Annotated in this window: 25 protein-coding genes and 1 pseudogene; 16 read left to right on the top strand and 10 right to left on the bottom strand. The window is 61.0% G+C overall.

Going from position 1 to position 26338, the window contains the following annotated elements; all coding sequences use genetic code 11:
• Positions 1–70: 70 nt before the first annotated feature.
• Positions 71–748, bottom strand: coding sequence for a TetR/AcrR family transcriptional regulator (locus tag FHT77_RS15785; RefSeq protein ID WP_183755895.1), 678 nt, complete (start codon positions 746–748; stop codon positions 71–73).
• A gap of 155 nt (positions 749–903) precedes the next feature.
• Between FHT77_RS15785 and FHT77_RS15780 the strand changes: the two genes are divergently transcribed.
• From FHT77_RS15780 to FHT77_RS15750, 7 genes are all read left to right on the top strand, one after another.
• Positions 904–2100 (top strand): HlyD family secretion protein, encoded by a 1197-nt coding sequence (locus FHT77_RS15780; RefSeq protein ID WP_183755894.1) that lies wholly within the window; start codon positions 904–906, stop codon positions 2098–2100.
• A 20-nt stretch (positions 2101–2120) separates the two neighbouring features.
• Complete coding sequence (locus FHT77_RS15775) at positions 2121–3713, top strand: DHA2 family efflux MFS transporter permease subunit (RefSeq protein WP_183755893.1); 1593 nt, start codon at positions 2121–2123, stop codon at positions 3711–3713.
• Between the two features lie 147 nt (positions 3714–3860).
• On the top strand, positions 3861–4886 hold the full coding sequence (locus FHT77_RS15770; protein ID WP_183755892.1) for a LacI family DNA-binding transcriptional regulator: 1026 nt from the start codon (positions 3861–3863) through the stop codon (positions 4884–4886).
• 18 nt (positions 4887–4904) lie between these two features.
• Positions 4905–6359, top strand: a complete 1455-nt coding sequence (gene xylB / locus FHT77_RS15765) for a xylulokinase (RefSeq protein ID WP_183755891.1) — start codon at positions 4905–4907, stop codon at positions 6357–6359.
• A 37-nt stretch (positions 6360–6396) separates the two neighbouring features.
• On the top strand, positions 6397–7707 hold the full coding sequence (xylA, locus tag FHT77_RS15760) for a xylose isomerase (RefSeq protein ID WP_183755890.1): 1311 nt from the start codon (positions 6397–6399) through the stop codon (positions 7705–7707).
• Positions 7708–7848: 141 nt separating this feature from the next.
• Positions 7849–8619, top strand: coding sequence for a phosphodiester glycosidase family protein (locus FHT77_RS15755; RefSeq protein WP_183755889.1), 771 nt, complete (start codon positions 7849–7851; stop codon positions 8617–8619).
• A gap of 108 nt (positions 8620–8727) precedes the next feature.
• A complete protein-coding gene (locus FHT77_RS15750; protein ID WP_183755888.1) occupies positions 8728–9123 on the top strand; it encodes an ester cyclase in 396 nt (131 codons plus the stop codon).
• 2 nt (positions 9124–9125) lie between these two features.
• On the opposite strand, the gene FHT77_RS15745 is transcribed toward FHT77_RS15750, so the two are convergent.
• From FHT77_RS15745 to FHT77_RS15725, 6 genes and pseudogenes are all read right to left on the bottom strand, one after another.
• Positions 9126–10061, bottom strand: a complete 936-nt coding sequence (locus tag FHT77_RS15745; RefSeq protein ID WP_183755887.1) for an NmrA family NAD(P)-binding protein — start codon at positions 10059–10061, stop codon at positions 9126–9128.
• 41 nt (positions 10062–10102) lie between these two features.
• Positions 10103–11098 (bottom strand): nitrilase-related carbon-nitrogen hydrolase, encoded by a 996-nt coding sequence (locus FHT77_RS15740; RefSeq protein WP_183755971.1) that lies wholly within the window; start codon positions 11096–11098, stop codon positions 10103–10105.
• 312 nt (positions 11099–11410) lie between these two features.
• A pseudogene (locus FHT77_RS32245) lies at positions 11411–11593 on the bottom strand (MarR family transcriptional regulator); the annotation flags it as partial.
• A 191-nt stretch (positions 11594–11784) separates the two neighbouring features.
• The gene (locus FHT77_RS15735) at positions 11785–12012 is read right to left on the bottom strand and encodes an antibiotic biosynthesis monooxygenase (RefSeq protein WP_312859752.1); all 228 of its coding nucleotides are present in this window, start codon (positions 12010–12012) and stop codon (positions 11785–11787) included.
• Positions 12013–12096: 84 nt separating this feature from the next.
• The gene (locus FHT77_RS15730; RefSeq protein ID WP_183755886.1) at positions 12097–12621 is read right to left on the bottom strand and encodes a hypothetical protein; all 525 of its coding nucleotides are present in this window, start codon (positions 12619–12621) and stop codon (positions 12097–12099) included.
• 15 nt (positions 12622–12636) lie between these two features.
• A complete protein-coding gene (locus FHT77_RS15725; protein ID WP_409527456.1) occupies positions 12637–13080 on the bottom strand; it encodes an Ohr family peroxiredoxin in 444 nt (147 codons plus the stop codon).
• Positions 13081–13187: 107 nt separating this feature from the next.
• Between FHT77_RS15725 and FHT77_RS15720 the strand changes: the two genes are divergently transcribed.
• Positions 13188–13685 (top strand): helix-turn-helix domain-containing protein, encoded by a 498-nt coding sequence (locus FHT77_RS15720; protein WP_183755884.1) that lies wholly within the window; start codon positions 13188–13190, stop codon positions 13683–13685.
• Positions 13686–13814: 129 nt separating this feature from the next.
• The gene (locus FHT77_RS15715) at positions 13815–14033 is read left to right on the top strand and encodes a hypothetical protein (RefSeq protein WP_183755883.1); all 219 of its coding nucleotides are present in this window, start codon (positions 13815–13817) and stop codon (positions 14031–14033) included.
• 21 nt (positions 14034–14054) lie between these two features.
• On the opposite strand, the gene FHT77_RS15710 is transcribed toward FHT77_RS15715, so the two are convergent.
• Positions 14055–15086, bottom strand: a complete 1032-nt coding sequence (locus FHT77_RS15710; RefSeq protein WP_183755882.1) for a LacI family DNA-binding transcriptional regulator — start codon at positions 15084–15086, stop codon at positions 14055–14057.
• A 170-nt stretch (positions 15087–15256) separates the two neighbouring features.
• Here FHT77_RS15710 and FHT77_RS15705 point away from each other — a divergent pair, with 170 nt between their 5' ends.
• The 3 genes from FHT77_RS15705 to FHT77_RS15695 all read left to right on the top strand — a co-directional run bounded on the left by FHT77_RS15705 (position 15257) and on the right by FHT77_RS15695 (position 18901).
• On the top strand, positions 15257–16780 hold the full coding sequence (locus tag FHT77_RS15705) for a sugar ABC transporter ATP-binding protein (RefSeq protein WP_183755881.1): 1524 nt from the start codon (positions 15257–15259) through the stop codon (positions 16778–16780).
• 80 nt (positions 16781–16860) lie between these two features.
• Positions 16861–17865, top strand: coding sequence for an ABC transporter permease (locus FHT77_RS15700; protein WP_016556995.1), 1005 nt, complete (start codon positions 16861–16863; stop codon positions 17863–17865).
• A gap of 88 nt (positions 17866–17953) precedes the next feature.
• The gene (locus FHT77_RS15695) at positions 17954–18901 is read left to right on the top strand and encodes a substrate-binding domain-containing protein (protein WP_183755880.1); all 948 of its coding nucleotides are present in this window, start codon (positions 17954–17956) and stop codon (positions 18899–18901) included.
• A 63-nt stretch (positions 18902–18964) separates the two neighbouring features.
• Here FHT77_RS15695 and FHT77_RS15690 read toward each other — a convergent pair whose 3' ends face one another.
• A complete protein-coding gene (locus FHT77_RS15690; protein ID WP_183755879.1) occupies positions 18965–20740 on the bottom strand; it encodes a tetratricopeptide repeat protein in 1776 nt (591 codons plus the stop codon).
• A gap of 280 nt (positions 20741–21020) precedes the next feature.
• Between FHT77_RS15690 and FHT77_RS15685 the strand changes: the two genes are divergently transcribed.
• The 3 genes from FHT77_RS15685 (at position 21021) to FHT77_RS15675 (ending at position 23919) form a co-directional block, all read left to right on the top strand.
• On the top strand, positions 21021–22073 hold the full coding sequence (locus FHT77_RS15685; protein ID WP_183755878.1) for a sugar phosphate isomerase/epimerase family protein: 1053 nt from the start codon (positions 21021–21023) through the stop codon (positions 22071–22073).
• 150 nt (positions 22074–22223) lie between these two features.
• Positions 22224–23411 (top strand): Gfo/Idh/MocA family protein, encoded by a 1188-nt coding sequence (locus FHT77_RS15680; protein ID WP_183755877.1) that lies wholly within the window; start codon positions 22224–22226, stop codon positions 23409–23411.
• 124 nt (positions 23412–23535) lie between these two features.
• Entirely contained in the window at positions 23536–23919 is a 384-nt protein-coding gene (locus FHT77_RS15675; RefSeq protein ID WP_183755876.1) for a hypothetical protein, read from the top strand.
• Between the two features lie 58 nt (positions 23920–23977).
• Here FHT77_RS15675 and FHT77_RS15670 read toward each other — a convergent pair whose 3' ends face one another.
• On the bottom strand, positions 23978–24379 hold the full coding sequence (locus FHT77_RS15670) for a DoxX family protein (protein ID WP_183755875.1): 402 nt from the start codon (positions 24377–24379) through the stop codon (positions 23978–23980).
• Between the two features lie 355 nt (positions 24380–24734).
• Here FHT77_RS15670 and FHT77_RS15665 point away from each other — a divergent pair, with 355 nt between their 5' ends.
• Positions 24735–26336, top strand: coding sequence for an ABC-F family ATP-binding cassette domain-containing protein (locus FHT77_RS15665; RefSeq protein ID WP_183755874.1), 1602 nt, complete (start codon positions 24735–24737; stop codon positions 26334–26336).
• Positions 26337–26338: the final 2 nt, after the last annotated feature.

The following is a 26338-nucleotide window of genomic DNA, read 5'->3' as shown; positions in this document are numbered from 1 at the left end:
CGAAGGGCAGCAGACCGCGTTTGATCCCAGTTGCTGGATTCTGGCGCGGATGGAGAAGGAAATCAAAAGGTCAGGCGGGATCGCTCCGCTTGGCGCCATAGGCAGCCATGAAAACGCGGATGGCGCCACAGATGACACGCTCTATCTCGGGTCCCGATGGCGGTTGTTCCATGCTGCCGAAGAGCCGAAACTTGAAGAAGCTGCCACTGGAGAGATCCAGGAATTGCCCCGCTGCCAAGTCGATGTCTTCGATCTGCAATTGCCCGGTCTGAACGTAGCGCTCGAGATAATCGTGCAGGATAGTCCGGAGGTTCTCCGGCCCTTTGAAGAAACGTTGACAGAGAGCCGGCATGCGCTCACGAACTCCGAGCACCGTGCGCATGGCGCTGATGACCTTTTCATCGGTCATGTGCGCGATGAAGCTTACACCAAAGTCGTGAAGGCCTTCCTCGACATCGTCATGCTCTTCAAGCGTCGTGCGCATCGATGCGATGAAGGCGGCCCGTTCACTTTCGATTATCGCCGTGAACAGCTCTTCCTTGTTGGCGAAGTAGACATAGAGCGTTCCCTTTGAAACTCCGGCTTCGCGCGTCACATCGTTCATGCTCGCTGCATCGAAGCCAAGCTTCATGAAAACGCGGCGGGCGCCGTCGAGAATCTGTTTGCGCTTGGCGGGATCTTCGCCAGCGGCCCAACGGCCACCTATCGAGGGGGTATCGTCCACGCGCGTATCGGAAAGCTCTGTCATCGCTCCTTAACCATGTTCGCATCAGCGAATTTTTCGTTAATAAAACCGAACCAATCGGTTCGATATATCTTGATATGAATGGAAAAAGGTTCTATGTCAACTGAACCGAACCGTTCAGTTCGATTAAATTCACTCAATTTGCCCGGTAGTCGCTCATGTCGTCCAGTCCAAAAGCCAATGTTGCCCGCATCGTCAGCGAAACCGATGAAGCCGAAGGCAAGGCTCGGGAAGTAGCAATCCCTGCTGCGGAAGCACCACGCACGCCGCAGAGTCCTGGCGATACGCAGGCTGTTCCCGCCGAAAAGAAGAAAAAGCGCAGTCTCGCGCTGCCGATCATCGGCCTTGTCCTTCTCGCCGGTGCCGCTTGGTACGGATACGACTGGTGGACGACTGGCCGCTTCATGGTCTCGACCGATGACGCCTATATCGAAGGCGACATCGCAACCATCTCGCCGAAGGTCACCGGCTATGTCGCCAAGGTGAACGTCGTTGCCAACCAGAAGGTCAAGGCAGGCGATGTGCTCGCGACGCTTGATGACGGCGATTACAAGCTTGCTCTCGATCAGGCCGTCGCTTCCCTCGAGACGGAAAAGCTCTCGCTGCAGCGCATCGATGCACAGATCGCCGGCGGGCAGGCAAGTCTTGATCAGGCCGAGGCTCAGAAGACGGCCCTGGAAGCCACCGTTCGCGGCGCGCAGATCACCCAGACCCGCGCTGCCGAGTTGCAATCCAAGTCCGTTGGCACGACCGCCAACCTCGATGCGGCTAACATCGCGCTTGATCAGGCCAAGGCAAACCTCGTTGGTGGTGATGCGGCGATTGCATCCGCGCACGCCAACGTCACGCTCCTGCAGGCGCAGCGCCGCGAAGCCGAGGGTACGATCCGCCAGCTGGAGCTTTCGCGCGATAAGGCTGCCCGTGACCTCTCCTTCACGATCCTGAAGGCGCCCTACGAGGGCGTCGTCGGCAACCGGTCGGTGCAGGAAGGCGATCTGGTGTCGCCCGGTCAGCGGCTGATGGCGCTCGTCCCGGTCCGTCAACTGTATATCGACGCGAACTTCAAGGAAACGCAGATCCAGCATCTGGTTCCCGGCTCGAAGGTCAACGTCCATGTCGATGCTTATGGCGATCATCCGATCGTTGGCACGGTCGAGTCGATCTCGCCGGCCTCCGGCTCGGTCTTCTCGCTGCTGCCGCCGGAAAACGCCACCGGTAACTTCACCAAGATCATCCAGCGCGTCCCGGTGCGCATCGCCCTGCCGCAGGATGCTCTCGACAGCGGCCGCCTGCGGGCCGGCCTAAGTGTCGTCGTCGATGTCGATACGCGCACCGCGCCGGATGCCGGCAAGTAAGGTCCTGACGAGGTAGGCCCATGGCCGGCAGCGCAACAGTTGGAACCATCCCGGCCGCTCCGGCGGCCGCGGAGCACATGGACCCACGCAAGCTCATCGCCTTCTTCGCGATGGTGCTTGGCATGTTCATGTCGATCCTCGACATTCAGATCGTCTCGGCATCGCTCGCCGAAATCCAGGCGGGCCTCAGCGCCGGCTCGGACGAGATCGGCTGGGTACAGACATCTTACCTGATCGCCGAAGTCATCATGATTCCGCTGTCGGGCACCCTCGCGCGGATTGTTTCGACGCGATACCTGTTCGCGGCCTCGGCTGCAGGGTTCACCATGGCGAGCGCGCTCTGCGCAACGGCGACGAACATCGACCAGATGATCGTGTACCGCGCCATCCAGGGCTTCATCGGCGGCGGCATGATCCCGTCGGTCTTCGCGGCCGCCTTCACCATCTTCCCGCCGTCCAAGCGCAGCATCGTGTCGCCGATCATCGGTCTGATCGCAACGCTTGCGCCGACGATCGGCCCGACCGTCGGCGGTTATCTCAGCCACGCGTTCTCCTGGCACTGGCTGTTCCTGGTCAACATCGTGCCGGGCATCATCGTCACGATCGTTACCTGGAATTTCATCGATTTCGACAAGCCGGAATTCGCGCTGATCAAGAAGTTTGACTGGTGGGGGCTGCTATCGATGGGTGTCTTCCTCGGTGCGCTGGAATACGTGCTCGAAGAAGGCAACTCCAACGACTGGTTCAACGACAGTTATATTTTCATGGGCGCGATCGCCTCTGCGATTGCTGCCGTTGTCTTCTTCTATCGGGCCTTCACCGTCGAATTTCCGGTGGTCGACCTGAGAGCCTTCACCAACCGGAACTTCGCTTTCGGTTCGGTGTTCTCCTTCGTCATGGGCATCGGCCTTTACGGACTGACTTACATCTACCCGGTCTATCTCGGGCGCATTCGCGGCTACGACTCGCTGATGATCGGCGAGACCATGTTCGTGTCTGGCCTCGCGATGTTCTTCACGGCGCCGATCGCCGGAAAGCTGTCGACGAAGATGGATCTCAGGCTGATGATGGTCATCGGTTTCGTCAGCTTCGCGTGCGGCACCTACATCATGACGCACCTGACCCAGGATTGGGACTTCTACGAACTCTTTATTCCGCAGATCTTCCGCGGCTTCGGGCTGATGATGTGCATGGTGCCGATCAACAACATCGCGCTCGGTACGATGCCGCCCGCCCGTATGCGCGGCGCGTCCGGCCTCTTCAATCTGACCCGCAACCTTGGCGGCGCGGTGGGGCTGGCTGTGATCAACACGGTGCTGACGAACCGGCAGGACGTGCACTACGAGCGACTGCGCGAAAATATCGATTGGGGCAATCCGGCGGCGATCGACCAGATGAACAACATGGCGGCGAACTTCAACACCTACGGCATGGACGGCGCTGCTGTTGCCATCAAGCAGATGGTTGGACTTGTTACGAAACAGGCAATCGTTCTGTCGTTCAGTGACGTCTTCCTGATGCTGACCGTGTTATTCCTTGCGATGATCTTCGGTGTCTTGATGCTGGACAAGCCTGCGCCACAAGGCGGAGGCGGTGGTGGCGGAGGTCACTAAGAAGGCATATCAAACCAGCTTACGAGGCCGGTCCGGACAACGGGCCGGCCTTTGCTTTTGCACAAAGAGTTGACGTGAACGGAAACGTTTGCAGTTTTTGATTTACGTACATCAAATTTGGAGTTAAAGGTCTCGTCAGGAGGAAAGATGAGGCCAACAGTTCACGATATCGCTGCTGCGGCAGGCGTCAGCCTGGCGACCGTCGACCGGGTTTTGAACCAGCGGCCGGGCGTACGCCACGTGACCCGCGAGAAGGTCGAGAACGCCATTCGAGAGATCGGCTATGTCAGGGACGTTGCTGCCGCCAACCTTGCCAAGGGCCGGACCTACCCACTCGTGTTCATCCTCCCGGCCAGCGACAACTCCTTCATGCACGGTCTGAACGACGAGGTACGCGCCGCCGTCGCCCGCTCGCCCGCCGAGCGGACGGATATTCGCACGATCGAGGTGCCGGCCTTCGATCCGACCGCGCTCGTCAAGGTCCTGGATCAGCTTCGCGAGGAGCGGCCTTCGGGGATCGCCCTTGTCGCCACGGATGCGCCTGATGTGCGCGACGCCGTCGACCGACTGGTGAAAGACGGCATTCCCGTCGTGACCCTTGTCTCCGATCTTACCGGCTCGCAGCGCCATCACTATGCCGGTGTCGACAACATCGCTGCCGGCCGTACAGCCGCGCGGCTGCTGGGCCGTTTCCTCAGTAGCGCAAAGGGCGAGATCGCCGTGCTCGCCGGTTCGATGCTGGTGCGCGACCATCGCGAGCGCCTCGAGGGCTTTGCCGCCGTTATCGCGGCGGAGTTTCCGTCGCTCTCCATCCTGCCTGTCATCGAAGGCCGCGACGATCCCGAGATGGCGTATATGCTGGTTGCGGACGCGCTGTCGAAGAAAAGCGGCATCATCGGGGTCTACAGCCTCGGCGCTGGTAATCGTGGCCTGATCAGGGCGTTGAAGGAAAAGGCGGTCGATCGGTCGCTGACGGTCATCGCCCATGAACTGACCGCCCATACCCGCGCTGCGCTGCTCGACGGCACCATTGACGCAATTCTCAACCAGAATGCGGGCCATGAAGTGCGCAGCGCCATCCGCGTCCTCAAGGCGAAGGCGGACGGGCTTGCCGTCATCGAGGCGCAGGAGCGCATCCGCCTCGACATTTTTCTAAAAGACAATCTGCCGTAACGGCAAAGGGAGAAACACATGTATCTGGGTCTCGATCTCGGAACCTCCGGTGTCAAAGCCATGCTGATCGACGGCGATCAGAAGATCATCGGTTCGGCCAATGGTTCGCTCGACGTTTCGCGCCCGCATTCCGGCTGGTCGGAACAGGAGCCCTCGCACTGGATCCGCGCAACGGAAGAGGCGGTTGCCGGGCTGAAGGCAAAGCACCCGAAGGAGCTCGCCGCCGTGAAGGGTATTGGCCTCTCCGGCCAGATGCATGGCGCGACCCTGCTTGATGCCGACGACAAGGCGCTGCGCCCCTGCATTCTCTGGAACGATACGCGCTCCTACGTCGAAGCGGCTGCGTTGGATGCTGATCCGCGCTTCCGCAAGCTGACCGGCAACATCGTTTTCCCCGGCTTCACCGCGCCGAAGCTTGCCTGGGTCGCCAAGCATGAGCCTGCGATCTTTGCCAAGGTCGCCAAGGTGCTGCTGCCAAAGGACTACCTGCGCCTCTGGCTAACAGGCGAGCACATCTCCGAGATGTCGGACTCCGCCGGCACCTCCTGGCTGGATACGGGCAAGCGCGCATGGTCCTCCGAGCTTCTCGCGGCGACGGGTCTCGATGAAAAGCAGATGCCTCGCCTGATCGAAGGCGCGGAGCAGGGCGGCAAGCTGCGCGGTGAGTTGGCCGGGCAGTGGGGCATGTCGGGAAGCGTCGTCGTTGCCGGCGGCGCCGGCGACAACGCGGCCTCCGCCTGCGGCATGGGCACCGTCAGCGATGGCGCGGCCTTCGTGTCGCTCGGCACCTCTGGCGTTCTCTTTGCTGCCAATGCCGCCTACCTGCCGAAGCCGGAAAGCGCCGTACACGCCTTCTGCCACGCGCTGCCGAACACCTGGCATCAGATGGGCGTCATCCTCTCGGCGACGGACGCACTGAACTGGCATTCCAGCGTGACTGGAAAGTCGGCTGCCGATCTGACCACCGAGCTCGGCGAGACGCTGAAGGCGCCGTCCGGCGTCACCTTCCTTCCCTATCTCTCCGGCGAGCGCACGCCGCACAACGATGCCGTCATTCGCGGCGCGTTCATCGGCCTCGAGCATGAGAGCAGCCGTGTGGTGCTGACCCAGGCGGTTCTCGAAGGCGTGTCCTTCGCCATCCGCGACAATCTCGAAGCGCTGCGCTCGGCGGGCACGGATATCTCCCGCGTCACGGCGATCGGCGGCGGTTCGCGTTCGCGCTACTGGCTGGCCTCAATCGCAACCGCGCTCGGCGTGCCGGTCGATTTGCCTGCCGATGGCGACTTCGGCGCGGCATTCGGTGCAGCACGGCTCGGTCTGATCGCGGCAACAGGTGCCGATCCGGTTGCCGTCTGCACGCCGCCGAAGACGGCTGGCACGATCGAGCCCGTCACGGCGCTCTCCGGCGCCTACCAAGATGCCTACAAGCGCTACCGCGCTCTCTACCCGGCGATCAAATCGCTGCAGCACTGAACCCAGAACAACAATTCGAAACCTGAGGAGACACGAGATGAGCACCGGATTTTTCGGCGACATCCAGAAGATCAAGTACGAGGGCCCTGAGAGCACCAACCCGCTCGCCTTCCGCTACTACAACAAGGACGAAGTCGTTCTCGGCAAGCGCCTGGAAGACCATCTGCGCTTTGCAGTCGCCTATTGGCACACCTTTGCCTGGGAGGGTGGCGATCCCTTCGGCGGACGGACCTTCCTGCGCCCCTGGTTCGAAGACACGATGAAGGCTGCGAAGCTGAAGGCCGACGTCGCGTTCGAACTCTTCCAGATTCTCGACGCACCGTTCTACTGCTTCCATGACGCCGACGTGCGCCCTGAAGGCAAGAACTTCGCTGAAAACACCAAGAACCTGAACGAGATCGTCGACTATTTCGCCGAAAAGCAGGCTGCCACCGGTACCAAGCTGCTCTGGGGCACGGCGAACCTCTTCTCCAACCGCCGCTTCATGTCGGGTGCCGCCACCAATCCGGATCCGGATGTTTTCGCCTACTCCGCCGCGACGGTTAAGACTTGCATGGACGCCACGATGAAGCTCGGCGGCGCCAACTACGTTCTCTGGGGCGGTCGCGAAGGCTATGAAACCCTGCTCAACACCGACCTGAAGAAGGAACTCGACCATCTCGGCCGCTTCCTCAACCTCGTCGTCGAATACAAGCACAAGATCGGCTTCAAGGGCACGATCCTCATCGAGCCGAAGCCGCAAGAGCCGACCAAGCACCAGTACGACTACGACGTCGCGACGGTCTATGGCTTCCTCAAGAACCACGGCCTCGAAAACGAAGTGAAGGTCAACATCGAGCAGGGCCATGCGATCCTCGCCGGCCACTCCTTCGAGCACGAACTGGCACTTGCCAACGCGCTCGGCATCTTCGGCTCGATCGACATGAACCGCAACGACTACCAGTCCGGCTGGGATACCGACCAGTTCCCGAACAACGTTCCTGAAATGGCGCTTGCCTACTACCAGGTTCTGCAGGGCGGCGGTTTCACCACCGGCGGCACCAACTTCGACGCCAAGCTGCGCCGCCAGTCGCTCGACGCGGAAGATCTGCTGATCGGCCATATCGGCGGCATGGATGCCTGCGCCCGTGGTCTCAAGGCTGCTGCCAAGATGATCGAGGACAAGGCTCTGTCCGGCCCGCTCGACGCCCGCTACGCCGGTTGGGATTCGGCCGAAGGCCAGAAGCTCGCCCGCGGCGAATACTCGCTCGAGCAGATCGCCGAGTGGGTCGAAGCCAAGGACATCAACCCGCAGCCGAAGTCCGGCAAGCAGGAACTGCTCGAAAACATCGTCAACCGTTACGTCTGATCGACGGTTGATTGTGGAGGAGAGGGCCGGGGAGCGAACGTTTCCCGGCCTTTCTTGTTGATCGAGGCGATGCCGTCTCCATGTTTGGTGGAAGCCTGATCGCTGGTATTGGCCACTCCGCGTCTCAAGGAAAGGGCTGCGATGGACTTCAGAAAGCCTATGCTTGCCGGCGCCGCGATGCTGGGCGCTGCCGCGTTTGCGGGTGCGGCCGTCGCAGAGCCTTGCCTGCAGGATACATTCGAAGGCGAGGCGTATGTCGTGTGCACCGTCGAGAAAGGAAGCGACCTCCGTTTGTTCTGGAAGAACGCGGCTGGAGAACCCTATCGCGACTTCTCCGGGGTTGACGAGGCCGTTCAAAAGAGCGGGCAGAGCTTAGTGTTTGCGGTCAATGCCGGTATGTATCTGCCCGATTTTTCGCCGATCGGGCTCTATGTCGAAGACGGCAGGGAATTGCGGCCAGCCAGCACCGCGCAAAGCAATGGGCCCGCCGACGGCCCGGTGCCGAACTTCTACAAGAAGCCGAATGGCATATTCTTCATCGATGAGACGTCCGCGGGAATACTTCCGACCCAGGAATTCCTGAAGCGCCGCCCCGATGTCCGGCTCGCCACGCAATCCGGCCCGATGCTCGTGATCGACAACAAGCTGAACCCGATCTTCATCGTCGGATCGACCGACAAGACCCGTCGCGGCGGCGTCGGTATCTGCAGCGGTGGTGTGGTGCGCTTTGCGGTCAGCGAAGACAGGGTGAACTTCCACGATTTCGCGCGCCTGTTCCGCGATCATCTGGCCTGCCCGAATGCGCTGTTTCTCGATGGCGGCCGGGGTGTCGGGCTCTACAGTCCCGCCTTGGGACGTGACGACAAGTCTTGGCATGGCGGGTTCGGCCCGATGTTCGGCCTCGTCGAATAGCGCACAGCATGAGCCGCATTCAGGGTATCCGGATCGTGCCCATGTCTGGTTGCCAAATCTCCGCGTCATCCTAATTGGCCCCGGTACCATAAGAACCGGAGGAGAGTCGTGTCCAAAGCCGACCTTGCCGCCATCTATCGGGAATACATCGTCTGCCTGAACAGCCAGAATTGGTCGGCGCTCGGACAGTTCATTCACCCGGATGTTCGCTACAACGGAGAGCCGATCGGGTTGTCTGGATATCGCCAGATGCTAGAGGGTGACTTTCAAACGATTCCGGACCTCTTCTTCGATATCGATTTTCTGGTTTCCGAGCCGCCGCGCGTCGGAAGCCGCCTGCGGTTTGACTGCACGCCGATAGGGCTGCTGTTTGGGCTGCCGGTGAATGGCAAGAGAATCTCATTCACCGAGAACGTGTTTTATGAATTTCGGGATGGGCAGATCGAGGCGGTCTGGTCTGTCATCGACAAGGCCGCCATCGCATCCCAGCTCCTGCAAAGATAGCGTCAGCCCGCGGCACCGCCGCGCGTGAACGCGGTGGCATGGTGTTTTACGAATTCCTGCATACTGACAGGTGCCTTGCCGATGAGATGGAAGAGATCATCGGTCATGCGGTCGTAGCTGCCCTGCTTGTGGAGGTCTGCCATCACGGCAAGGTGGCTGGCAAGATGCGGCGGTACGCCGGCATTCTTCAACGCATCAATCCATGCGGGCAGCGGAATGTCACGGTAGCGAATGGGCCGTCCGAGGGCTTCGGAAAAGCTACGCGCATGGTGGTCAAGATCGGCCGACTCGTAGCCGGTCAAGTTATAGATCTTTCCGATGTGCGGTGCCGGATCGTCGAGGATCACGGCGACAGCCCTTGCAACATCCGCGGCGGCGACGGGCGACGTCTTGCTGCTGCCGAGCGGCAATGCGAGTTCGTCTCGTTCCCGGACGCTGTCGGCGGCGAGCCGCAGGAAGAAGCCTTCCAGAAAGGCCGTGGGGCGGACGGTAACCACCGGCAGACCGGACCAGGTCAGGGCTTGCTCGGCAAGCCAGTGCAGCCGGTGTTGCGGGCTGTCGGTTGTCTCGGTGATGCTCATTTGCGAAACGGTCATCTGCGACATGTTCACGAACGCCTCGACACCATGATGGCGCGCAACGGCCGCGGTATTGATCGTCGCTTCCAGATAGGCAGCCGAGATCGACATGCCGAAATAGATACGCTTTGTGCCTTGGATCGCCCGATGCATCGAGGCGAGGTCGGTCAGGTCACCCTGGACCACCTCGGCTCCGAGGCGCCTCAGGGCTTCGGCACGTTCATCCTCCCGGCGGACCAGGGCGCGCACCCTGTGGCCCTTCGCGAGCAGCATCTCTGTAAGGTTGCGGCCAACGGCGCCGACGTCGCCGGCCGCACCGGTTACGAGGATCGGGCTATCCTGAGACGATTGAGTAGTCATGGTCCTTGCCTTCTTTCCGTTCGTTCAAATTCAGCGCGCGTTCAGAGAACCTCGACGGCCTTTTCCTCAACAGATCTTGCGCGGAAGGCTTCGGCCTTCGGCTGTGCGCTCAGATCATGGACATGGAGGGCCGGCGTGCGGTCGATCCGCAGGCTGAGGAACTCCGGACGGCTGTAGTGGCCGGCGGCGTCCATGAGCCTCTTGCGTGCGTCGATCAGGGCAAAATCGAGATCGGCGACCACTTCGCCTTCGCCTGCGGTCAGCGGCTCGCCGATGATCTGCCCCTCGGGATTGACGATGGTCGTGAAGCAACCGCCGGAAATCGGCCCTCCGGCGGACCCCGTGTCCTTCAGGATCTGAGCCTGCTGATCGGCGTCGAGCCAAGCGGTAGCGTTGACCACGAAACAGGCGGATTCCAACGCATGCTGGCGAATGCTGACTTCTATCTTGTCAGCAAAAGGCTGGCCGTACATCGATCCCGGATACATCGCCGAGTGGATCTGCTCGCCGTCGGCGATGAGGGCGTAGCGGGCCAGCGGGAGGAAATGCTCCCAGCAGGCAAGCTGGCCGATGCGCCCGACGCAACTGTCGACCGCCTGCAGGCCCGAGGCGTCGCCCTGGCCCCAGATCATGCGCTCGTAATAGGTTGGCGTGAGCTTGCGGCGGCGCTGGATCAGCGTACCGTCGGCATCGAAGAGGAGCTGCGTATTGTAGATCGATCCGCCGTCACGCTCGTTGACGCCGATCGAGACGACCATCTTTGCCTCGCGGGCCGCCTCGCCGATGGCACGCGTTTCGGCGGAAGGCACTGTCACCGACTCTTCGAGCAGGCGCTGGTGCTCCTTGCCCATCTGGAATGCGGGTTGCAAGAAGGAGAAGTAGGGGTAGTAGGGAACGAGGGTTTCCGGGAAGGTCGCGAACTGAACGCCCTGCTTGCCCAGTTCTCGGATCTTCCTGACAACCTTGTCGACGGTGCCCGCCCGGCTGTAGAGCACGGGACTGATCTGCACGGCGGCGGCTTTGACGATGGTGCTCATGATAACGGTCCTTTCAGTTGAGCGTATTCGGCAACTTAATTGCATATGCAACATTGAGATTACTGATATTGCATATGCAACATTTGTGATTCCTTTACTCGACTTGGCCGAGTGACAGGCTGTCGGCCACATCGAGCACGGCAGCAACGCCTTCCGCGCCAGCAAGGCCCGCGCCTTCGTCTGCGCTAGTCGCCAGGCCGGAGCTGCCGAAGTCAGCAGATCCTTGCCGGCTTGTGAGAGGATGATCGGACGGCTCCGGCCGCCCTTTTCGGAAACCTTCTCTTCGATCCAGCCTTCATTCAGGAGGAGGGCGAGATTGCGTGTCAGCGTTGAGCGATCTTGGTAGTTGGCGCGCCCGATTTCGGCCCGGCTTGAACTACCGAGCTTAGCGATCAGCACAAGCAAGGAGAACTGTGGGGCGTTGACCCCGTAGTGCCGCAGTTCATGGTCATAGAGATTGGTTACGAAGCGCGATATGCGACGCGTGCGCGTCATCAGACAGTTCTGCGTGATCTCGCCGACGATATTGGTCACGCCATTTTTGCTTTCCGCCTTCGTTTCCATGGACAAAGATATGGTGTATATGCAACATAATGTCAACATGGAAATTTTCAGACGTTTCCAGCGGTCGCCCGTATGGCTGGAGCGGCGGCGAAAGGCGGCGCCGCCGTTTCTCCCAGTTGGCCCTATTGCGCCAGCGTGGACTTCGCCACAACGATGCCGGCTACCATCCCCGCGGTTTCTTCGCGAAACCGCCTGATGGAGGAGGTGTTCAGATGCGCCTCGAATGCGGCGGCATCAGCGTAGACTTCATAGATATGCAACTTCGCCTCGTCGTCGCTCGACACCATGACCTCGAAGGTCAGGGTACCGCTCTCATCATGGAGACAGCAGGCCCTGTGGTTCAGCAGCACGATCGACGAAGAGGAGCGCTGTCGCTTGATTGCTGTCGTTCGGCTGTGACATGTCTGTCTCCAAAGTTTGACGTTCCGAGATGCCTAATTGCGAAGCGCGGCGCGCTCGATGCTCGCAGCGAAGAGGGGCGTTTCTCCCTTGTTGTGCGCAATCGACATCGGCTGCCGTTGGGCGCGGAACACGTCGAAGGGGATGCCCTGCCTGTCGAGAAAGGCCTTGAACTCTTCCGTTGCCTTGGAACGAACGTGGTTCGTGAATTCGCAGGTCTGATCGTCGATGCGCCTGACGCTGAGTTCCCAAAGCACATGGATCGTCGTGCGGCCCGTCGGTGTGACTATATCCGAAACCGACTCAAGGATCAGGTGGTCCTTTTCACCCAACGTCTCGACGTAGTGTTGAACCATCAGGCTGCCGCCGATCGTCTCGACGTTGATGGACATGCGCCTGCCGTCCGGTGCGGTGGTGAAGCCCGCGGCGATGTGAGCCGGCGAGCATCGCTGATATTCATCCTCCGGCAGCGTGAAGCACCATTTCGGAATATCTATCTTCTCGATCGGTGCGTTGATGATGGCGGTAAAGCTTGAATCGACGATTTCATGATCGCTCATGGCTGGTTCCTTTCATTACGGGGTAAGTTTGATTTCGACATCCACGTTGCCTCGCAACGCTTTCGAGAAGGGGCAGGTGAGATGCGCCTGCTCGACGATTGCCTCCGCTGCCTTCGGATCGACACCGTCCAGCCGGACGTTCAAACGCGCCCGCAGAAAGAGGCCATCATCGGCAAGGTTGAGGTCAATTTCGGCATCGATCTCCGGACCGGAGGGGAGGGAGATCTTTTTGCTGCGTGCGACGCGGGCAATGGCACCCTCTAAGCATGCCGCCGACCATCCCGCTGCCAAATGCTGCTCTGGGTTGCTGCCCGGTCGTCCGGAGCCCGGAATTGCGAGCTTCATGTAGAGACTGTCGTCGGAACTGCGAGCAGTTCCCCTTTCCCGACCGCCGACTGTGTGGGTCTTGGCGGTATAGAGGGTTGTCTCGCCGTTGTGAGGGGCTTGGGCCATTGCCATTCCTTTCGGCGCAGGTCCGTCTGGACCTATTGCACTTGCTTCCACGGTTTCTTATGTTGGCTATGAAAATCATAGTTGCAAGTACCTATGAAAAAGAAAGTAGCGAAATGGACAAGGAATCGGTTTTGGATACGCTATGCCCGGTGGCCCGCTCAGAGGCGGTGGTCGGGGACCGATGGACGGTACTGATCCTGCGCGAGCTCTTCATGCGCAGTTATCGGTTCGAGGAGATCCAGGCGCAGACCGGGGGGACGCCGCAGATGATTGCATCGCGTTTGAAGTCGCTGGAGGCGGAAGGCATTGTGGAACGCCGGCGCTACAGCGAGCGGCCTCCGCGCTACGAGTACCATCTGACCGAAAAGGGCGAGGCTTTTTATCCGGTGATCCTGGCGCTATGCGCTTGGGGTGAAACCTGGATGAAGTCGCCGGATGAAGGTCGGGCGGTCCAATATACGCACCTGACCTGCGGCAAGCCGGCGGGGCTTGGCCCGGTATGCGAAAGCTGCGGCAAGCCGATCAGCAGGGAAGATTTGAGCGCGGCGCTTAATCCTGCTTACCAGCGCGAACGGGACGAGCGGTGGGAGGCGTTCAAGCGCAGTCGGTAGCGGTAGTGACGCCGCATCGATTCCGTGTGCGAGCCACGGCCGTGCAGCCAAGAGCCAATTTTTCGTTCCGCTTGCGCAGCGAACGCCGATAAGCTTAGACCGTCGTTTTTCAAATCAGGGGGCTAGGCTATGGCCGGCAGAGAAAGGGACTTGACGGCCATCGCGCAAGCGGTTGCCGACAGCCCGAAGCGCGACAACAGCGTCTATCACAAGGCAATGTCAGAAGCCCGCCAAGCCTTTGAGGCAGCCGAGGCCGCAATCGGCGGACCGGTTGAGGTCATGACCAAGACAAAACTGAAGCGAAACGGGCAGTATGTTGTGAAGTGGATTTTCAGGCCGGCCGAATAACGCCCTGCGATCGGCTCCCGCTCAGCGTTTCGTCCATCGGCGCGACGGCGCGCCAACTGAATTGCGCACGACAAGATCTGGACGCAGGAGGATCTCGGTTTCCGCCGGCTGGCCGTCAGATAGGAACTCCAATAGCAGCGCCATGGCCTGCTTGCCGATCAAAGTCCGTGGTTGGCGGATCGTTGTCAGCGGCGGCGACATGAAGACGGCCTGTGGCACGTCGTCAAAGCCGGTTACCGAGAAATCAGTCGGGATGTCGTAGCCGCGGGCGCCAAGGCCGATCATCACGCCGATCGCCGTCTGGTCGTTGACGCACATGAAGGCGGTCGGCAGGGTGTCGCGCATGAACAGTTGCTCGACGGCGTGGCGGCCGCTTTCCAGCGTTCCGTCGCCTTCGAGAACGATGCGCATGTCGGGCGCGACACCCGCTGCATCGAGCCCCGCGTCATAGCCCTGCCGACGCCGGCTGTAGGCGAGGCGTGTGCGCGAATCGCCGATGAAGGCGATCTTGCGATGGCCTTCTGCCAACAGCAGGTCGACCGCTTTTCGGGCGCCCTCGACGTCGTCGACGCCGACATATGGGATGCCGCCATTGAAAACCGGCTCGAACACCCCGACGCTCGGCGGCAGGCGCGCGGTCATCGTCTGATGGCCGAAGGGCAAAATGCCGGTGAAGAGGATCAGTCCGGCGGCCTGGTTTGAATTCAGGAACTTCAGATATTCGAGGCCACGCTGCGCATCGTTCTGCGTGTGGCCGATCAGGATGCCGTAGCCATGGGCACGCGCTTCGTTCTCAAGACCGACGAGAATGTTCGAAAAGTTCGGGTCGCCGATATCAGGGGCAACCACCAGAATCATGTTCGATCGGCCGAGGCGCAGGCTGCGAGCCATGGCGTTGGTCGTGTAGCCGGTGATGGCGATCGCCTGATTGACCTTCAGCCGCGTCGAGTTGGCGACCTTTTCCGGCGTGTGGATCGCCCGCGATACCGTCGCGATCGAAACCTCGGCGATCCGAGCGACGTCTTCTATGGTTGCGGGCGTGGAATTCGACACTGCGTCCTGCCTTGGGATGCCTTCGCCGCGACACTACACAGACTTGCCCGCAGGTCAAACGCTGCGGCCTGCAGATCTGTGTGTAACAGCGATGTAAACCTTTACATGCGTCGTGTAAAGGTTTACATGTGGCTTCAAGCGGATGGGAGCCGCAGGGAGGAAGTCAGTCAATGAGTGTGGATTCTGCCGACGCCGCGCCCGTGGTGTTGTCCGCGCGGCGCATCTGCAAGTCGTTCAGCGGCGTGCAAGTCCTCTTCAGCGTCAATTTCGATCTCCGTGCCGGTGAGATCCACGCCCTCATGGGTGAAAATGGCGCGGGCAAGTCGACCTTGGTCAAGGTCATGTCCGGTTTTGAGCAGCCGAGTTCGGGCGAGATCCTGCTGGATGGCAAGCCGGTCGTGTTGCCGGCCAACGGCGCGGCCGAAGCGCTCGGCATCGTTCTCATCCATCAGGAATTCAATCTCGCCGAACATCTGACGGTCACGGAGAGCCTTTTCCTCGGTCGCGAAGTCACGCGGTTCGGCGTGCTCGATCGCAGGTACATGCGCGCCGAGACCCGCAAGGCGCTTGATCTCCTCGGCTCCCATGTCGACGAGAATGCCATCATCAGCACATTGTCGATCGCCGACAAGCAGATGGTGGAAATCGCCAAGGCAATCAGCCGCGATGCCCGCGTCGTCATCATGGACGAGCCAACCGCTGTGCTGTCGCGCGAGGAGACGAATTTCCTGTTCCGGCAGGTGCGCAAGCTACGCGACAAGGGAACAAGCTTTATCTTCGTGTCGCATAAGCTCGACGAGGTGATGGAGATCACCGACCGGGTGACCGTGCTGCGCGATGGCCAGTGGGTCAAGACGGCACCGACGGCGATGCTCGACGGCGAATCCATTGCGCAGCTGATGGTCGGGCGCGAACTGTCGAGCCTTTATCCCACCAAAGTGGAGCCCAATGTCGACGAGGAAGTCGTCCTCCGGGTCGAAGGTGTTTCAACCGGCTATGTGCAGGATGCGAGCTTCGAGGTTCGCAAGGGCGAGATCATCGGCTTCTCCGGCATGATCGGTTCCGGTCGCACGGAGCTGATGGAAGCAATCGCCGGGTTGCGGGCGCGTGCGTCCGGCGAGGTCGTCATTCGCGGTGAAGCCGTGCTTTCGGGCGATGTGCATGCAGCCAACCGCGCAGGGCTTGCCTACATGACGAAGGATCGCAAGTCGAAGGGTTTGCTCCTGCGTTCCGGCATGATGACCAATCTGACGCTGCAGTCGCTCGGCCAGCATTCGCGGCACGGCTATCTCAGCCCGAGCAGCGAGGCGAAGGCGCTTGCCAAGGCGCGGCGGCGCTTCGATATCCGCGTTCGCGACACCAACATCGTTGCCGGCCGCATGTCAGGCGGCAATCAGCAGAAGCTGTTGCTGGCCAAGGTCATGGAGACCGAGCCCGAGATCATCATCATCGACGAGCCGACACGCGGCATCGATGTCGGCACCAAGCAGCAGATCTATCATTTCATCTCGGCATTGGCGCGCGATGGTCGATCCATCATTGTCGTTTCCTCGGAAATGCCTGAAGTGATCGGCCTCTGCACGCGCGTCGCCGTGATGCGCGAGGGACGGATCGTTGGCGTGCTCGAGGGTGACGAGATCTCGGAGCAGGAGATCATGCGTTACGCCGCCGGATTGAAGAGAAAAGCCGCCTGACATTGGCGGGAGGCGGCTGCGTCAAGCGCGCTGCGAAAATATGATGCCCATCGAATTTGGGGCGGGAGGTTGGTTTGGAAATGAGCGTGAACGAGGAGACCAGGGAAATCCGGCGTCGCCCCTGGCGGGATATCGACCTCAGGGCCGTTGCGCCTTTTGCAGCCCTGATATTGCTCTTGATCGTCGGGGCACTGGTCAATCCGAACTTCATCGGCATCACCAACCTTGCCAATGTCGCGACCCGCTGCGCCTTCATCGCCATCATCGCCGTCGGCGCCACATTCGTGATCTCCGCAGGCGATCTTGATCTGTCCGTCGGGTCGATGGTGGCCTTTGTTGCCAGCCTGATGATCCTTTTGATGAATTCCGGCGTGATTGCCGATCCGACGCTGATGCTGGCGGCTGCGGTCGTCTTCACGCTGGTCGCCGGTGCGCTCTGTGGACTGGCCAACGGCCTGATCACTACGGTCGGCAGGATTGAGCCGTTCATCGCCACGCTCGGCACCATGGGCATCTATCGTGGCCTAACAACATGGCTCAGCCAGGGCGGCGCGATCACGCTGCGCTCGGCCGATATCCAGACGCTTTACCGTCCGGCCTATTTCGGCAGCATTCTCGGCGTGCCGGTGCCGATCGTTGTCATCCTTGCCGTCACTGCGGTGGCAGCCTTCATTCTCTACCGCACACGCTATGGACGCCATGTCGTCGCGGTCGGTTCCAACAGTGACGTGGCACGCTATTCCGGCATCGCCGTCAATCGCGTCCGCACGATCGCCTTCGTCATCCAGGGGCTCTGTGTTGCTATTGCCGTGCTCCTCTACGTGCCGCGCCTTGGCTCGACCTCGGCAACGACGGGCATTCTCTGGGAACTGCAAGCAATCACCGCCGTCGTCGTCGGCGGGACGGCACTCAAGGGTGGCGCCGGTCGCGTCTGGGGCACCATCTGCGGCGCTTTCATTCTCGAGCTCGTCGGCAACATCATGCTGCTGTCGAACTTCATCAGCGAATATCTCATCGGTGCAATCCAGGGTGCGATCATCATCATCGCCATGCTGGTGCAGCGCTCGCTGGTCCGCAAATCGTAAGCGGACTGGCTCCAGGAATTGGCCGGGATCACAGGGCGTCCGGTTGACGGGTAGGAAAAGTCCCTGACGTTTATTGGGAGGAAATAGAATGCGCAAACTCATGTTGGGTCTTGCGGTTGCGGCCGTCACGCTGGCGGGTACCGCATACGCACAGGACAAGAAGTTCACCATCGGCGTCTCGATTCCGGCAGCCGACCATGGTTGGACCTCGGGCGTTGTGTTCCACGCCGAACGCATCGCCAAGAAACTGATGGAACAGCATCCGGGCCTGAACGTCATCGTCAAGACTTCGCCGGATGCAGCCAGCCAGGCGAACGCTGTGCAGGACCTTGATACACAAGGCATCGACGCCCTCGTCATCCTGCCGTCGGATCCGGATCCGCTCGTCAACGCCATCAAGGAAGTCAAGGGCAAGGGCAAGTACGTCGCGCTCGTCGACCGTGCGCCCTCGACCAACGATGACACCGTCCGGGACCTTTATGTCGCCGGCAACAACCCGGCGCTCGGCGAAGTCGCTGGCAAGTACATCGCTGCACAGACGCCGGACGCTGAAGTCGTCATCATCCGCGGCCTGCCGATCCCGATCGACCAGCAGCGCCAGGACGGCTTCGACAAGGGCATTGCCGGCTCCAAGGTCAAGGTTCTCGACCGCCAGTACGGCAATTGGAACCGCGACGATGCCTTCAAGGTCATGCAGGACTACCTGACGAAGTACCCGAAGATCGACGTGGTCTGGTGCCAGGATGACGACATGGCTGTCGGCGTGCTGCAGGCGATCGAGCAGGCCAAGCGTACCGACATCAAGTATGTTGTCGCCGGCGCCGGCTCCAAGGACATGGTCAAGAAGGTCATGGACGGCGACAAGCTGATCCCGGTCGACGTTCTTTATCCGCCGGCAATGGTTGGCACGGCCATGGAGCTGACGGCTGCTGGTCTCTACGGCCAGGTTCCGGTTCGCGGCACCTTCGTCCTCGACGCGACGCTTGTCACGAAGGACAATGCGAAGGACTTCTACTTCCCGGATTCTCCGTTCTGATCTGAAAATCCAATGCGGCGCCCGTTCGAAAGGACGGGCGTCTTTTTTTGACAACGTCGCCTTTTAGTCCGGTAGGCCGGCCTTGGCGAGGTCCGTGATGCAGCGGTCGATGAAAGCTTCGGTCATGACTGGATTGTCGCCGAAATAGAATTCTCGGCGGGCGTCACGGCACGTCATACCCGGCCGGAAGCGATGAAGCCTGGAGATTGCCTCTCGCGCTTCGTTCATTTCGCCTTGCCTTCCGAGGGCAGCGGCCAGAAAAATCGCCGGCCAGAACGTTGCGTTCGGGGAGCGGAGCGATGCACGCGCTGCCTTGGCCGCTTCCGCCATGTTGCCCAATTGATAGTTCGCGAGCGCGAGAACGTTATGGAAAGTCCACAGATGCGGATCGCGAGGACTGAGCCGGAATGCTTCCTTGATCTCCTCTATGCCTTCGGTGGGGCGTTCGACGTAGCAGAGGACCTGTCCAAGTGCGAAGTGGGCCTGCGCAAAACTTTGGTCCAACTGCAACGCGTTGCGCAGATGCGCAAGCCCGGCTTCCGTCGCGCCATCAAGCGCCAGGGCCCTGCCCAAGGCGAGGTGCGCGGCGGGCTCTCTCTGATCGGATATGATGGCGCGTTCGGCAAGGTCGATCGCATCACAAATCCGCTCCGCGCGTTCATCAAGTGGGCCATACCAGCCGAGTTGAATGTGAACATAAGCCAGTCGCGCCTGCGCCTGTGCGAAGGTCGGATCAATATCGATTGCCTGTTCGAACAGCGCCTTGGCAGTCTTCAATTCGTCGAGCGTGAACCGGTAGAGATGCCAGAGGCCCTTCAGGTAGATTTCCCAGGCATCCATGTCCAACACGGTGCGGCCCCGAAGGGCGGCGAATTCGATGGAACCGAGTTCCGGCTCAATCGTTCCGGTGATTTCCGATGCCAGCTGGTCCTGAACCTCGAAGATGTCCGCCAACGTCCGGTCGTAGCGTTCCGCCCAGAGCAGACTGCCATCCGTGCCGTTCAGCAATTGTGCGGTAATGCGAACGCGATCTGCCGCGCGGCGCACGCTCCCCTCCAGCACGTACTTGACGCCAAGGTCCTCCGCCACCTGTTGCGCATTGGGCTTGCGGCCCTTGTAGCTGAACGAGGAGTTGCGGGCTGCCACCAGCAGCCAGCGACAGCGCGCCAGCGTGGCGATCAACTCGTCGGTGAAGCCGTCCGAGAAATGTTCCTGTTCCTCGATGCTCGACATGTTGCTGAACGGCAGAACTGCAATCGAGGGCCGATTGCGCAGAGGCCTCATTCCCTTGTGCTTCGATGTGGCAGCCGATGGAAGCTGCTCGCTGTCCGCCGTCCATCGCCAGACCCGGATTGGTCGATCGACGTTCTTAAGTTTGCGATTGCCGAAATCGATTGCCCGGAAGTCAAGCTTCGACCGGATCTGATCGTTGACCTGCTGGGACACGCAGATACCGCCCGGCGGCGCCAGCGCCTGCAGGCTTGCGGCGACGTTCACGCCATCACCGAAGATGTCCTCTTCCTCAACCAGTACATCGTCAACGTGGATGCCGATCCGCCACAGCATGCGCCGATCCGGTTCGAGTGCCTCGTTGCGTTGAAGCAGTGCTTTCTGGATCTCCATGGCGCAGCCGACGGCATCGACCACGCTTGCGAATTCGGCGAGCGCTTCATCGCCAACAAATTTGACAACGCGTCCGTGATGCCTGCCGATGCTGGGGACGATGATTTCGCTATTGTGCGCTTTCAGCGTCGCGAACGTACCGCTTTCGTCAAGGCCCATCAGCCGGGAGAAGCCGACAACATCCGCATCCAAGATTGCTGCCAGACGCCGGGTCATGCGCCAACCTCCTGGTCTGAAGACAGTAGCACGAGACGACGCGATGTCTACCGCCGCGGTCGCGGGGGCAGAGACGAGATGCGCCAGTTGTCACCCGTCGAACGGGAAATGCGGTACGTACATCTTGCAGCCCGGGGCAGGCCGTGGTTAAGTCGGCCGCTTTCGATTTCCGCCCCGCGGGGCAAATTTGCAGTTTCGCCTAAATCGGCTTGCAGACTTCAAATCGCGTGGTAGAACACTGCCAGAAACGTTTACGGTCATCTTTTAGGGAGGAATTGACATGAAAACGATCAAGGGCCCAGGCCTGTTCCTTGGACAATTCGCGGGCGATGCCGCGCCTTTCAACTCTTGGGATTCGATCACCAAATGGGCAGCCGACATCGGCTACAAGGGCGTGCAGGTTCCAACCTGGGCGAGCCAGCTGATTGACCTCAAGAAGGCGGCTTCCTCGAAGGATTATTGCGACGAGTTCGCTGGTGTTGCCCGCCAGAACGGCGTCGAAGTGACGGAACTCTCCACCCATCTTCAGGGCCAGCTCGTCGCCGTGCATCCGGCCTATGACGAAGCCTTCGACGGCTTTGCGGCACCTGAAGTGCGCGGCAATCCGAAGGCCCGCCAGGAATGGGCAGTCGAGCAGGTGAAGATGGCGCTGACGGCGTCGAAGCACCTCGGCATCAAGGCGCATGCGACCTTCTCGGGCGCGCTTGCCTGGCCGTTCATCTATCCGTGGCCGCAGCGCCCGGCCGGTCTTGTCGAAACCGCCTTCGACGAACTTGCCAAGCGCTGGACGCCGATCCTCAACCACGCCGACGAAAACGGCGTCGACGTCTGCTACGAGATCCATCCGGGTGAAGACCTGCATGACGGCATCACGTTCGAGATGTTCCTGGAGCGCGTAAAGAACCATCCGCGTGCCAACATGCTCTACGATCCGTCGCACTATATCCTGCAATGCCTCGACTATCTCGAGAACATCGACATCTACAAAGACCGGATCAAGATGTTCCACGTCAAGGATGCCGAGTTCAACCCGAGCGGTCGCCAGGGCGTCTACGGCGGTTACCAGGGCTGGGTCGAGCGTGCCGGCCGCTTCCGTTCGCTTGGCGACGGTCAGGTCGATTTCGGCGCTGTCTTCTCGAAGATGACGGCCAACAACTTCGACGGCTGGGCCGTGGTCGAATGGGAATGCGCGCTGAAGCATCCGGAGGACGGGGCACGCGAAGGTGCGGAGTTCGTCAAGGCGCATATCATCCGCGTCACCGAGAAGGCGTTCGACGACTTCGCAGGCAGCGGTACGGATCAGGCGGCCAACCGGCGGATGCTGGGGCTTTAAGTTCGGAGGAATACCCCTCCCCAACCCCTCCCCACAAGGGGGAGGGGCTCAGGTGAGGCGCCGCCGCGCGTCCTCTCCCCCTCTTTGTGGGGGAGATGCCCGGCAGGGCAGAGGGGGACTTTTCCCGCAGGGAACAATTTGGAGGAACCAATGGCAATTGAAGCATCTACAGAACAGGCGCGCGAACCGCGTATCCGTCTCGGCATGGTCGGCGGCGGCGCCGGCGCGTTCATCGGCGCCGTCCATCGCATTGCAGCCCGCATCGACGACCAGTACGACCTGATTGCAGGTGCGCTGTCGTCAACGCCGGAAAAGGCAATGGCATCGGGCCGCGACCTCGGCCTCGATCCTGATCGTACCTATTCCAGCTACCGCGAGATGGCGATCCGGGAAGCGAAGCTGAAGAACGGCATCGAAGCGGTGTCGATCGTTACGCCGAACCACGTCCACTACGACGCCGCGAAGGAGTTCCTGCGTCGCGGTATTCACGTCATCTGCGACAAGCCGCTGACCTCGAACCTTGCCGACGCCAAGAAGCTGAAGAAGGTCGCCGACGAAAGCGGTGCGCTCTTCATCCTGACGCACAACTACACCGGCTACCCGATGGTTCGCCAGGCACGCGAGATGATCGCCAATGGCGAACTCGGCGATATCCGCCTGGTGCAGGCCGAGTATCCGCAGGACTGGCTGACCGAGGCTGTCGAGCAGACGGGCGCCAAGCAGGCCGTCTGGCGCACGGACCCGGCGCAGTCGGGTGCTGGTGGTTCGACCGGCGATATCGGCACGCATGCCTATAACCTTGCGTCCTTCGTATCAGGCCTCGAACTCGACAGCTTGGCTGCCGATCTCGACAGCTTTGTGCCCGGCCGCCGGCTGGACGACAACGCTCACGTCATGCTTCGCTTCAAGGCAAAGGGCTCGGAGAAGCCGGCCAAGGGCATGCTCTGGTGCAGCCAGGTGGCGCCCGGCCACGAGAACGGCCTGAAGGTCCGCGTCTATGGCACGAAGGGTGGTCTCGAATGGGTTCAGGCCGATCCGAACTACCTCTGGTTCACGCCCTTCGGCGAGCCGAAGCGCCTGATCACCCGTAACGGCGCCGGCTCCGGTGCTGCGGCCGCCCGCGTTTCGCGCATTCCGTCTGGACATCCGGAAGGCTATCTCGAAGCCTTCGCGACGATCTACACCGAGGCCGCGCATGCCATCAACGCCCACAAGAAGGGCAAGGCGGTTGATAAGGCCGTGGTCTATCCGACGGTCGATGACGGTGTGAAGGGCGTTGCCTTCGTGGAGGCCTGCGTGGCCTCCTCGAAGAAGAACGGTGCCTGGGTCAAGGTCTGATCCTCGCTCCACTACATCACGGATAAAACCAATGGGCGCGCTTCCTAGAATATTAGGGACCGCGCTCATTGTCGTTTAACAATGCTGTGGCAGAAATGAGCGCAATCAGATGGAGAAACGGTCGATGAAAGCCTCTGCCCGAATTCTGACATGCATCTTCGCGCTCGCTGCGTCTCCGGCATTGTCGCAGGAAGTCCCCAACCGCACACCGAACTTCTATGCCGGCCAGCGTGTTCCTGGCACGGTGAACGTGCAGACGACGGTATCCCTGTCCGTGCCTGTCGAGGCCGGGGAGGAAGCCGGGGAACAGATCAAGGCCGCGCAAAAGGGCTTCTACATGATGGCTGGGGGGCAATGCGATCTCATCCTGCAGACGCTGGCCGAGAGCTGCCAGATCATCAACCTCACCAGCAGCGCCGATCTCAATCGCGGTTCGCGAAACGACATTGTTGTGCGTGGCACGGTGACGATGGCGGTCAAGCTCAGGGACGCCAAGCAGAACCCCTAGCGTTCTCCGGCATAGTGGGCCGAAGCGGCAGAGCGCGCCGCTTCGGCTCGGGTATTGATCAGGCCGCTGCCTGCTTGCGCTTGATGAGCGCATCGATGCTGAAGGGGCCACCGCCGGCCGCAACCAGATAGAGAAAGACAAAGCAGAACAGGATTGCGGCGACGCCACCGTTCTGCGCTGGGTAGAACCCTTTTGGGGCATGCCCGATGAAATAGGCAAAAGCCATCAGACCCGAGAGGACGAAAGCCGCGGCGCGTGTCTTGAAGCCTGTTAATACGAGGAAGCCGAGCGTCAGTTCGAGCAGGCCGGCGATCCAGGACATCGAGCCTACGTCTGGCACTCGTTCCGCGGCCGGAAAATGCAGGATCTTCTGCGTGCCGTAGCTGAAGAGCACGAGCGAGGAGACGACGCGCAACAGGCTGAGGAGATATGGCTGCGCCAGGTGGATCGAGGAGAGCATCGCGTTCCTTTCGTGGTGATGTCCTCCTTGCTCTCTAGCGTGGCTTCCAGGGATCGCAAATTCACGACTTCTGACATCAGCGTTATCAGCGTTTTCAATATGATAGCATTTGATCGGGAGCGCACACGCTGGCACGGCTCGCGGCGGCCGGATGCGCGTATACAGGTCGATCGTTCCTCGCTTGAAAGCAGGCTGGCGATCTCCCGTGATCTGACTTCCGCCGTCCGCTGCCTTGATTTCGGCGTGGTGCCCGCCTAGATTGCGGTCATCGCCAGTACCAACAGGATGTGTGCAGCAATGGATTTCACCCCGATCGCAACGCCAGTTCGCCTTGCTATTCGGGAGTCCTTTATCCATGCCTGCATCCATTACCCTGTCCAATCTTTCGTGGTCCACGCCTGACGGGCGCACCCTTCTTTCCCACCTCGATCTGCGCTTCGGCGCTGAACGAACCGGCCTCGTCGGTCGCAACGGTGTCGGCAAGACGACGCTGCTGAAGCTCGTTTCCGGCGAACTGCAGCCGCAGTCGGGCAGCATTGCCTTTGGCGGACGCCTCGGCATCCTCCGCCAATCGGTTCAGGTGGAGGAGGGCGCAACCGTCGCCGATCTCTTCGGCGCTAGTGATGCGCTCGCTATCCTTCATCGCGCCGAAGCCGGCGACGCCACCACTGACGAACTCGCCAATGCCGATTGGACGATCGAGGCGCGGATTGCCGCGGCGATCGAACGCGTCGGGTTGGACGCGGAACCGGAAACGCTGTTGACCTCGCTTTCGGGTGGCCAACGGACGCGTGTGGGTCTTGCGGCCCTTGTCATTTCCGATCCCGATTTTCTTGTGCTCGACGAGCCGACCAACAATCTCGACCGCGATGGGCGGGAAGCCGTGATCGCTTTGCTCGCCGGCTGGCGCGCCGGCGCCATCGTCGTCAGCCATGATCGCGAACTGCTTGAAACCATGGATGCGATCGTCGAGATCACCACGCTTGGCGCCCGGCGATATGGTGGAAACTGGAGCGCCTTTCAGGAGCGCAAGTCGCTCGAGCTCGCTGCCGCCGAACACGATCTCGCGGACGCCGAGCGGCGCGTTGCCGATGTGGTCCGCAGCGCCCAGGTCGCCGCGGAGCGGCAGGCCCGCAGTGACCGCAACGGCCGCAAAAAAGCGGCACGAGGCGATATGCCGCGCATTGTCGCCGGCGGTCTCAAGCGGGCGGCGGAAAACACCAGCGGCAACAAGGTTCGCCTTGGCGAAAAACGTCGCGAGGAGGCGATGGAGGAAGCGTCTGCTGCCCGGCAGCGGATCGAGATCCTGCAGCCGTTCTCGGCGCAGCTCGCCTCAACAGGACTGCCGCCCGGCAGGGACGTTCTCAGGCTGGAAAGCGTCACCGCCGGCTATCGGTCGGAGGCGCCAATCATCCAAAACCTCTCCTTCGCGATGACAGGCCCCGATCGTGTCGCGATCGCCGGACCGAACGGGTCGGGCAAGACGACCCTGCTGGCGCTGATCACAGGCGCGTTGCAGCCGTGGTCCGGAACGGTCTCCGTCATGGCGGGCTTTTCGCTGTTCGATCAGAGCGTCAGTCTTCTCGACCGATCGTTGTCGATCCGGGAGAATTTCTGCAATCTCAATCCCGGCGCCAATGAAAATGCCTGCCGCGCGGCGCTGGCGCGTTTCATGTTCCGGGCAGATGCCGCCCTGCAGCAGGTGTCGACGCTGTCAGGAGGGCAGCTGTTGCGCGCTGGGCTTGCCTGCGTCCTCGCCGGTGCGAAGCCGCCGCCGCTGCTGATCCTTGACGAACCGACCAACCATCTGGATATCGATTCCATAGCGGCCGTCGAGGCTGGCCTTCAGGCTTATGATGGGGCGCTGCTGGTCGTCAGTCACGACGAGGTGTTTCTGGAGAATATCGGCATATCGCGAATGATACAGCTTCCGCTGGGAGAAGAGGTTCTCGTCTAGGC

Origin of the sequence: Rhizobium sp. BK181, assembly GCF_014193305.1 — a bacterium.
Lineage (GTDB): Bacteria > Pseudomonadota > Alphaproteobacteria > Rhizobiales > Rhizobiaceae > Rhizobium.
This window is presented reverse-complemented; position numbering and strand designations above follow the sequence as displayed.

Bases quoted from the DNA above. Each gene is read 5' to 3' on its own strand.
- FHT77_RS15785 (WP_183755895.1), bottom strand. From the start codon at position 748: ATGACAGAGCTTTCCGATACGCGCGTGGACGATACCCCCTCGATAGGT.
- FHT77_RS15780 (WP_183755894.1), top strand. From the start codon at position 904: ATGTCGTCCAGTCCAAAAGCCAATGTTGCCCGCATCGTCAGCGAAACC.
- FHT77_RS15775 (WP_183755893.1), top strand. From the start codon at position 2,121: ATGGCCGGCAGCGCAACAGTTGGAACCATCCCGGCCGCTCCGGCGGCC.
- FHT77_RS15770 (WP_183755892.1), top strand. From the start codon at position 3,861: ATGAGGCCAACAGTTCACGATATCGCTGCTGCGGCAGGCGTCAGCCTG.
- xylB (WP_183755891.1), top strand. From the start codon at position 4,905: ATGTATCTGGGTCTCGATCTCGGAACCTCCGGTGTCAAAGCCATGCTG.
- xylA (WP_183755890.1), top strand. From the start codon at position 6,397: ATGAGCACCGGATTTTTCGGCGACATCCAGAAGATCAAGTACGAGGGC.
- FHT77_RS15755 (WP_183755889.1), top strand. From the start codon at position 7,849: ATGGACTTCAGAAAGCCTATGCTTGCCGGCGCCGCGATGCTGGGCGCT.
- FHT77_RS15745 (WP_183755887.1), bottom strand. From the start codon at position 10,061: ATGACTACTCAATCGTCTCAGGATAGCCCGATCCTCGTAACCGGTGCG.
- FHT77_RS15740 (WP_183755971.1), bottom strand. From the start codon at position 11,098: ATGAGCACCATCGTCAAAGCCGCCGCCGTGCAGATCAGTCCCGTGCTC.
- FHT77_RS15730 (WP_183755886.1), bottom strand. From the start codon at position 12,621: ATGAGCGATCATGAAATCGTCGATTCAAGCTTTACCGCCATCATCAAC.
- FHT77_RS15725 (WP_409527456.1), bottom strand. From the start codon at position 13,080: ATGGCAATGGCCCAAGCCCCTCACAACGGCGAGACAACCCTCTATACC.
- FHT77_RS15720 (WP_183755884.1), top strand. From the start codon at position 13,188: ATGGACAAGGAATCGGTTTTGGATACGCTATGCCCGGTGGCCCGCTCA.
- FHT77_RS15715 (WP_183755883.1), top strand. From the start codon at position 13,815: ATGGCCGGCAGAGAAAGGGACTTGACGGCCATCGCGCAAGCGGTTGCC.
- FHT77_RS15705 (WP_183755881.1), top strand. From the start codon at position 15,257: ATGAGTGTGGATTCTGCCGACGCCGCGCCCGTGGTGTTGTCCGCGCGG.
- FHT77_RS15700 (WP_016556995.1), top strand. From the start codon at position 16,861: ATGAGCGTGAACGAGGAGACCAGGGAAATCCGGCGTCGCCCCTGGCGG.
- FHT77_RS15695 (WP_183755880.1), top strand. From the start codon at position 17,954: ATGCGCAAACTCATGTTGGGTCTTGCGGTTGCGGCCGTCACGCTGGCG.
- FHT77_RS15690 (WP_183755879.1), bottom strand. From the start codon at position 20,740: ATGACCCGGCGTCTGGCAGCAATCTTGGATGCGGATGTTGTCGGCTTC.
- FHT77_RS15685 (WP_183755878.1), top strand. From the start codon at position 21,021: ATGAAAACGATCAAGGGCCCAGGCCTGTTCCTTGGACAATTCGCGGGC.
- FHT77_RS15680 (WP_183755877.1), top strand. From the start codon at position 22,224: ATGGCAATTGAAGCATCTACAGAACAGGCGCGCGAACCGCGTATCCGT.
- FHT77_RS15675 (WP_183755876.1), top strand. From the start codon at position 23,536: ATGAAAGCCTCTGCCCGAATTCTGACATGCATCTTCGCGCTCGCTGCG.
- FHT77_RS15670 (WP_183755875.1), bottom strand. From the start codon at position 24,379: ATGCTCTCCTCGATCCACCTGGCGCAGCCATATCTCCTCAGCCTGTTG.
- FHT77_RS15665 (WP_183755874.1), top strand. From the start codon at position 24,735: ATGCCTGCATCCATTACCCTGTCCAATCTTTCGTGGTCCACGCCTGAC.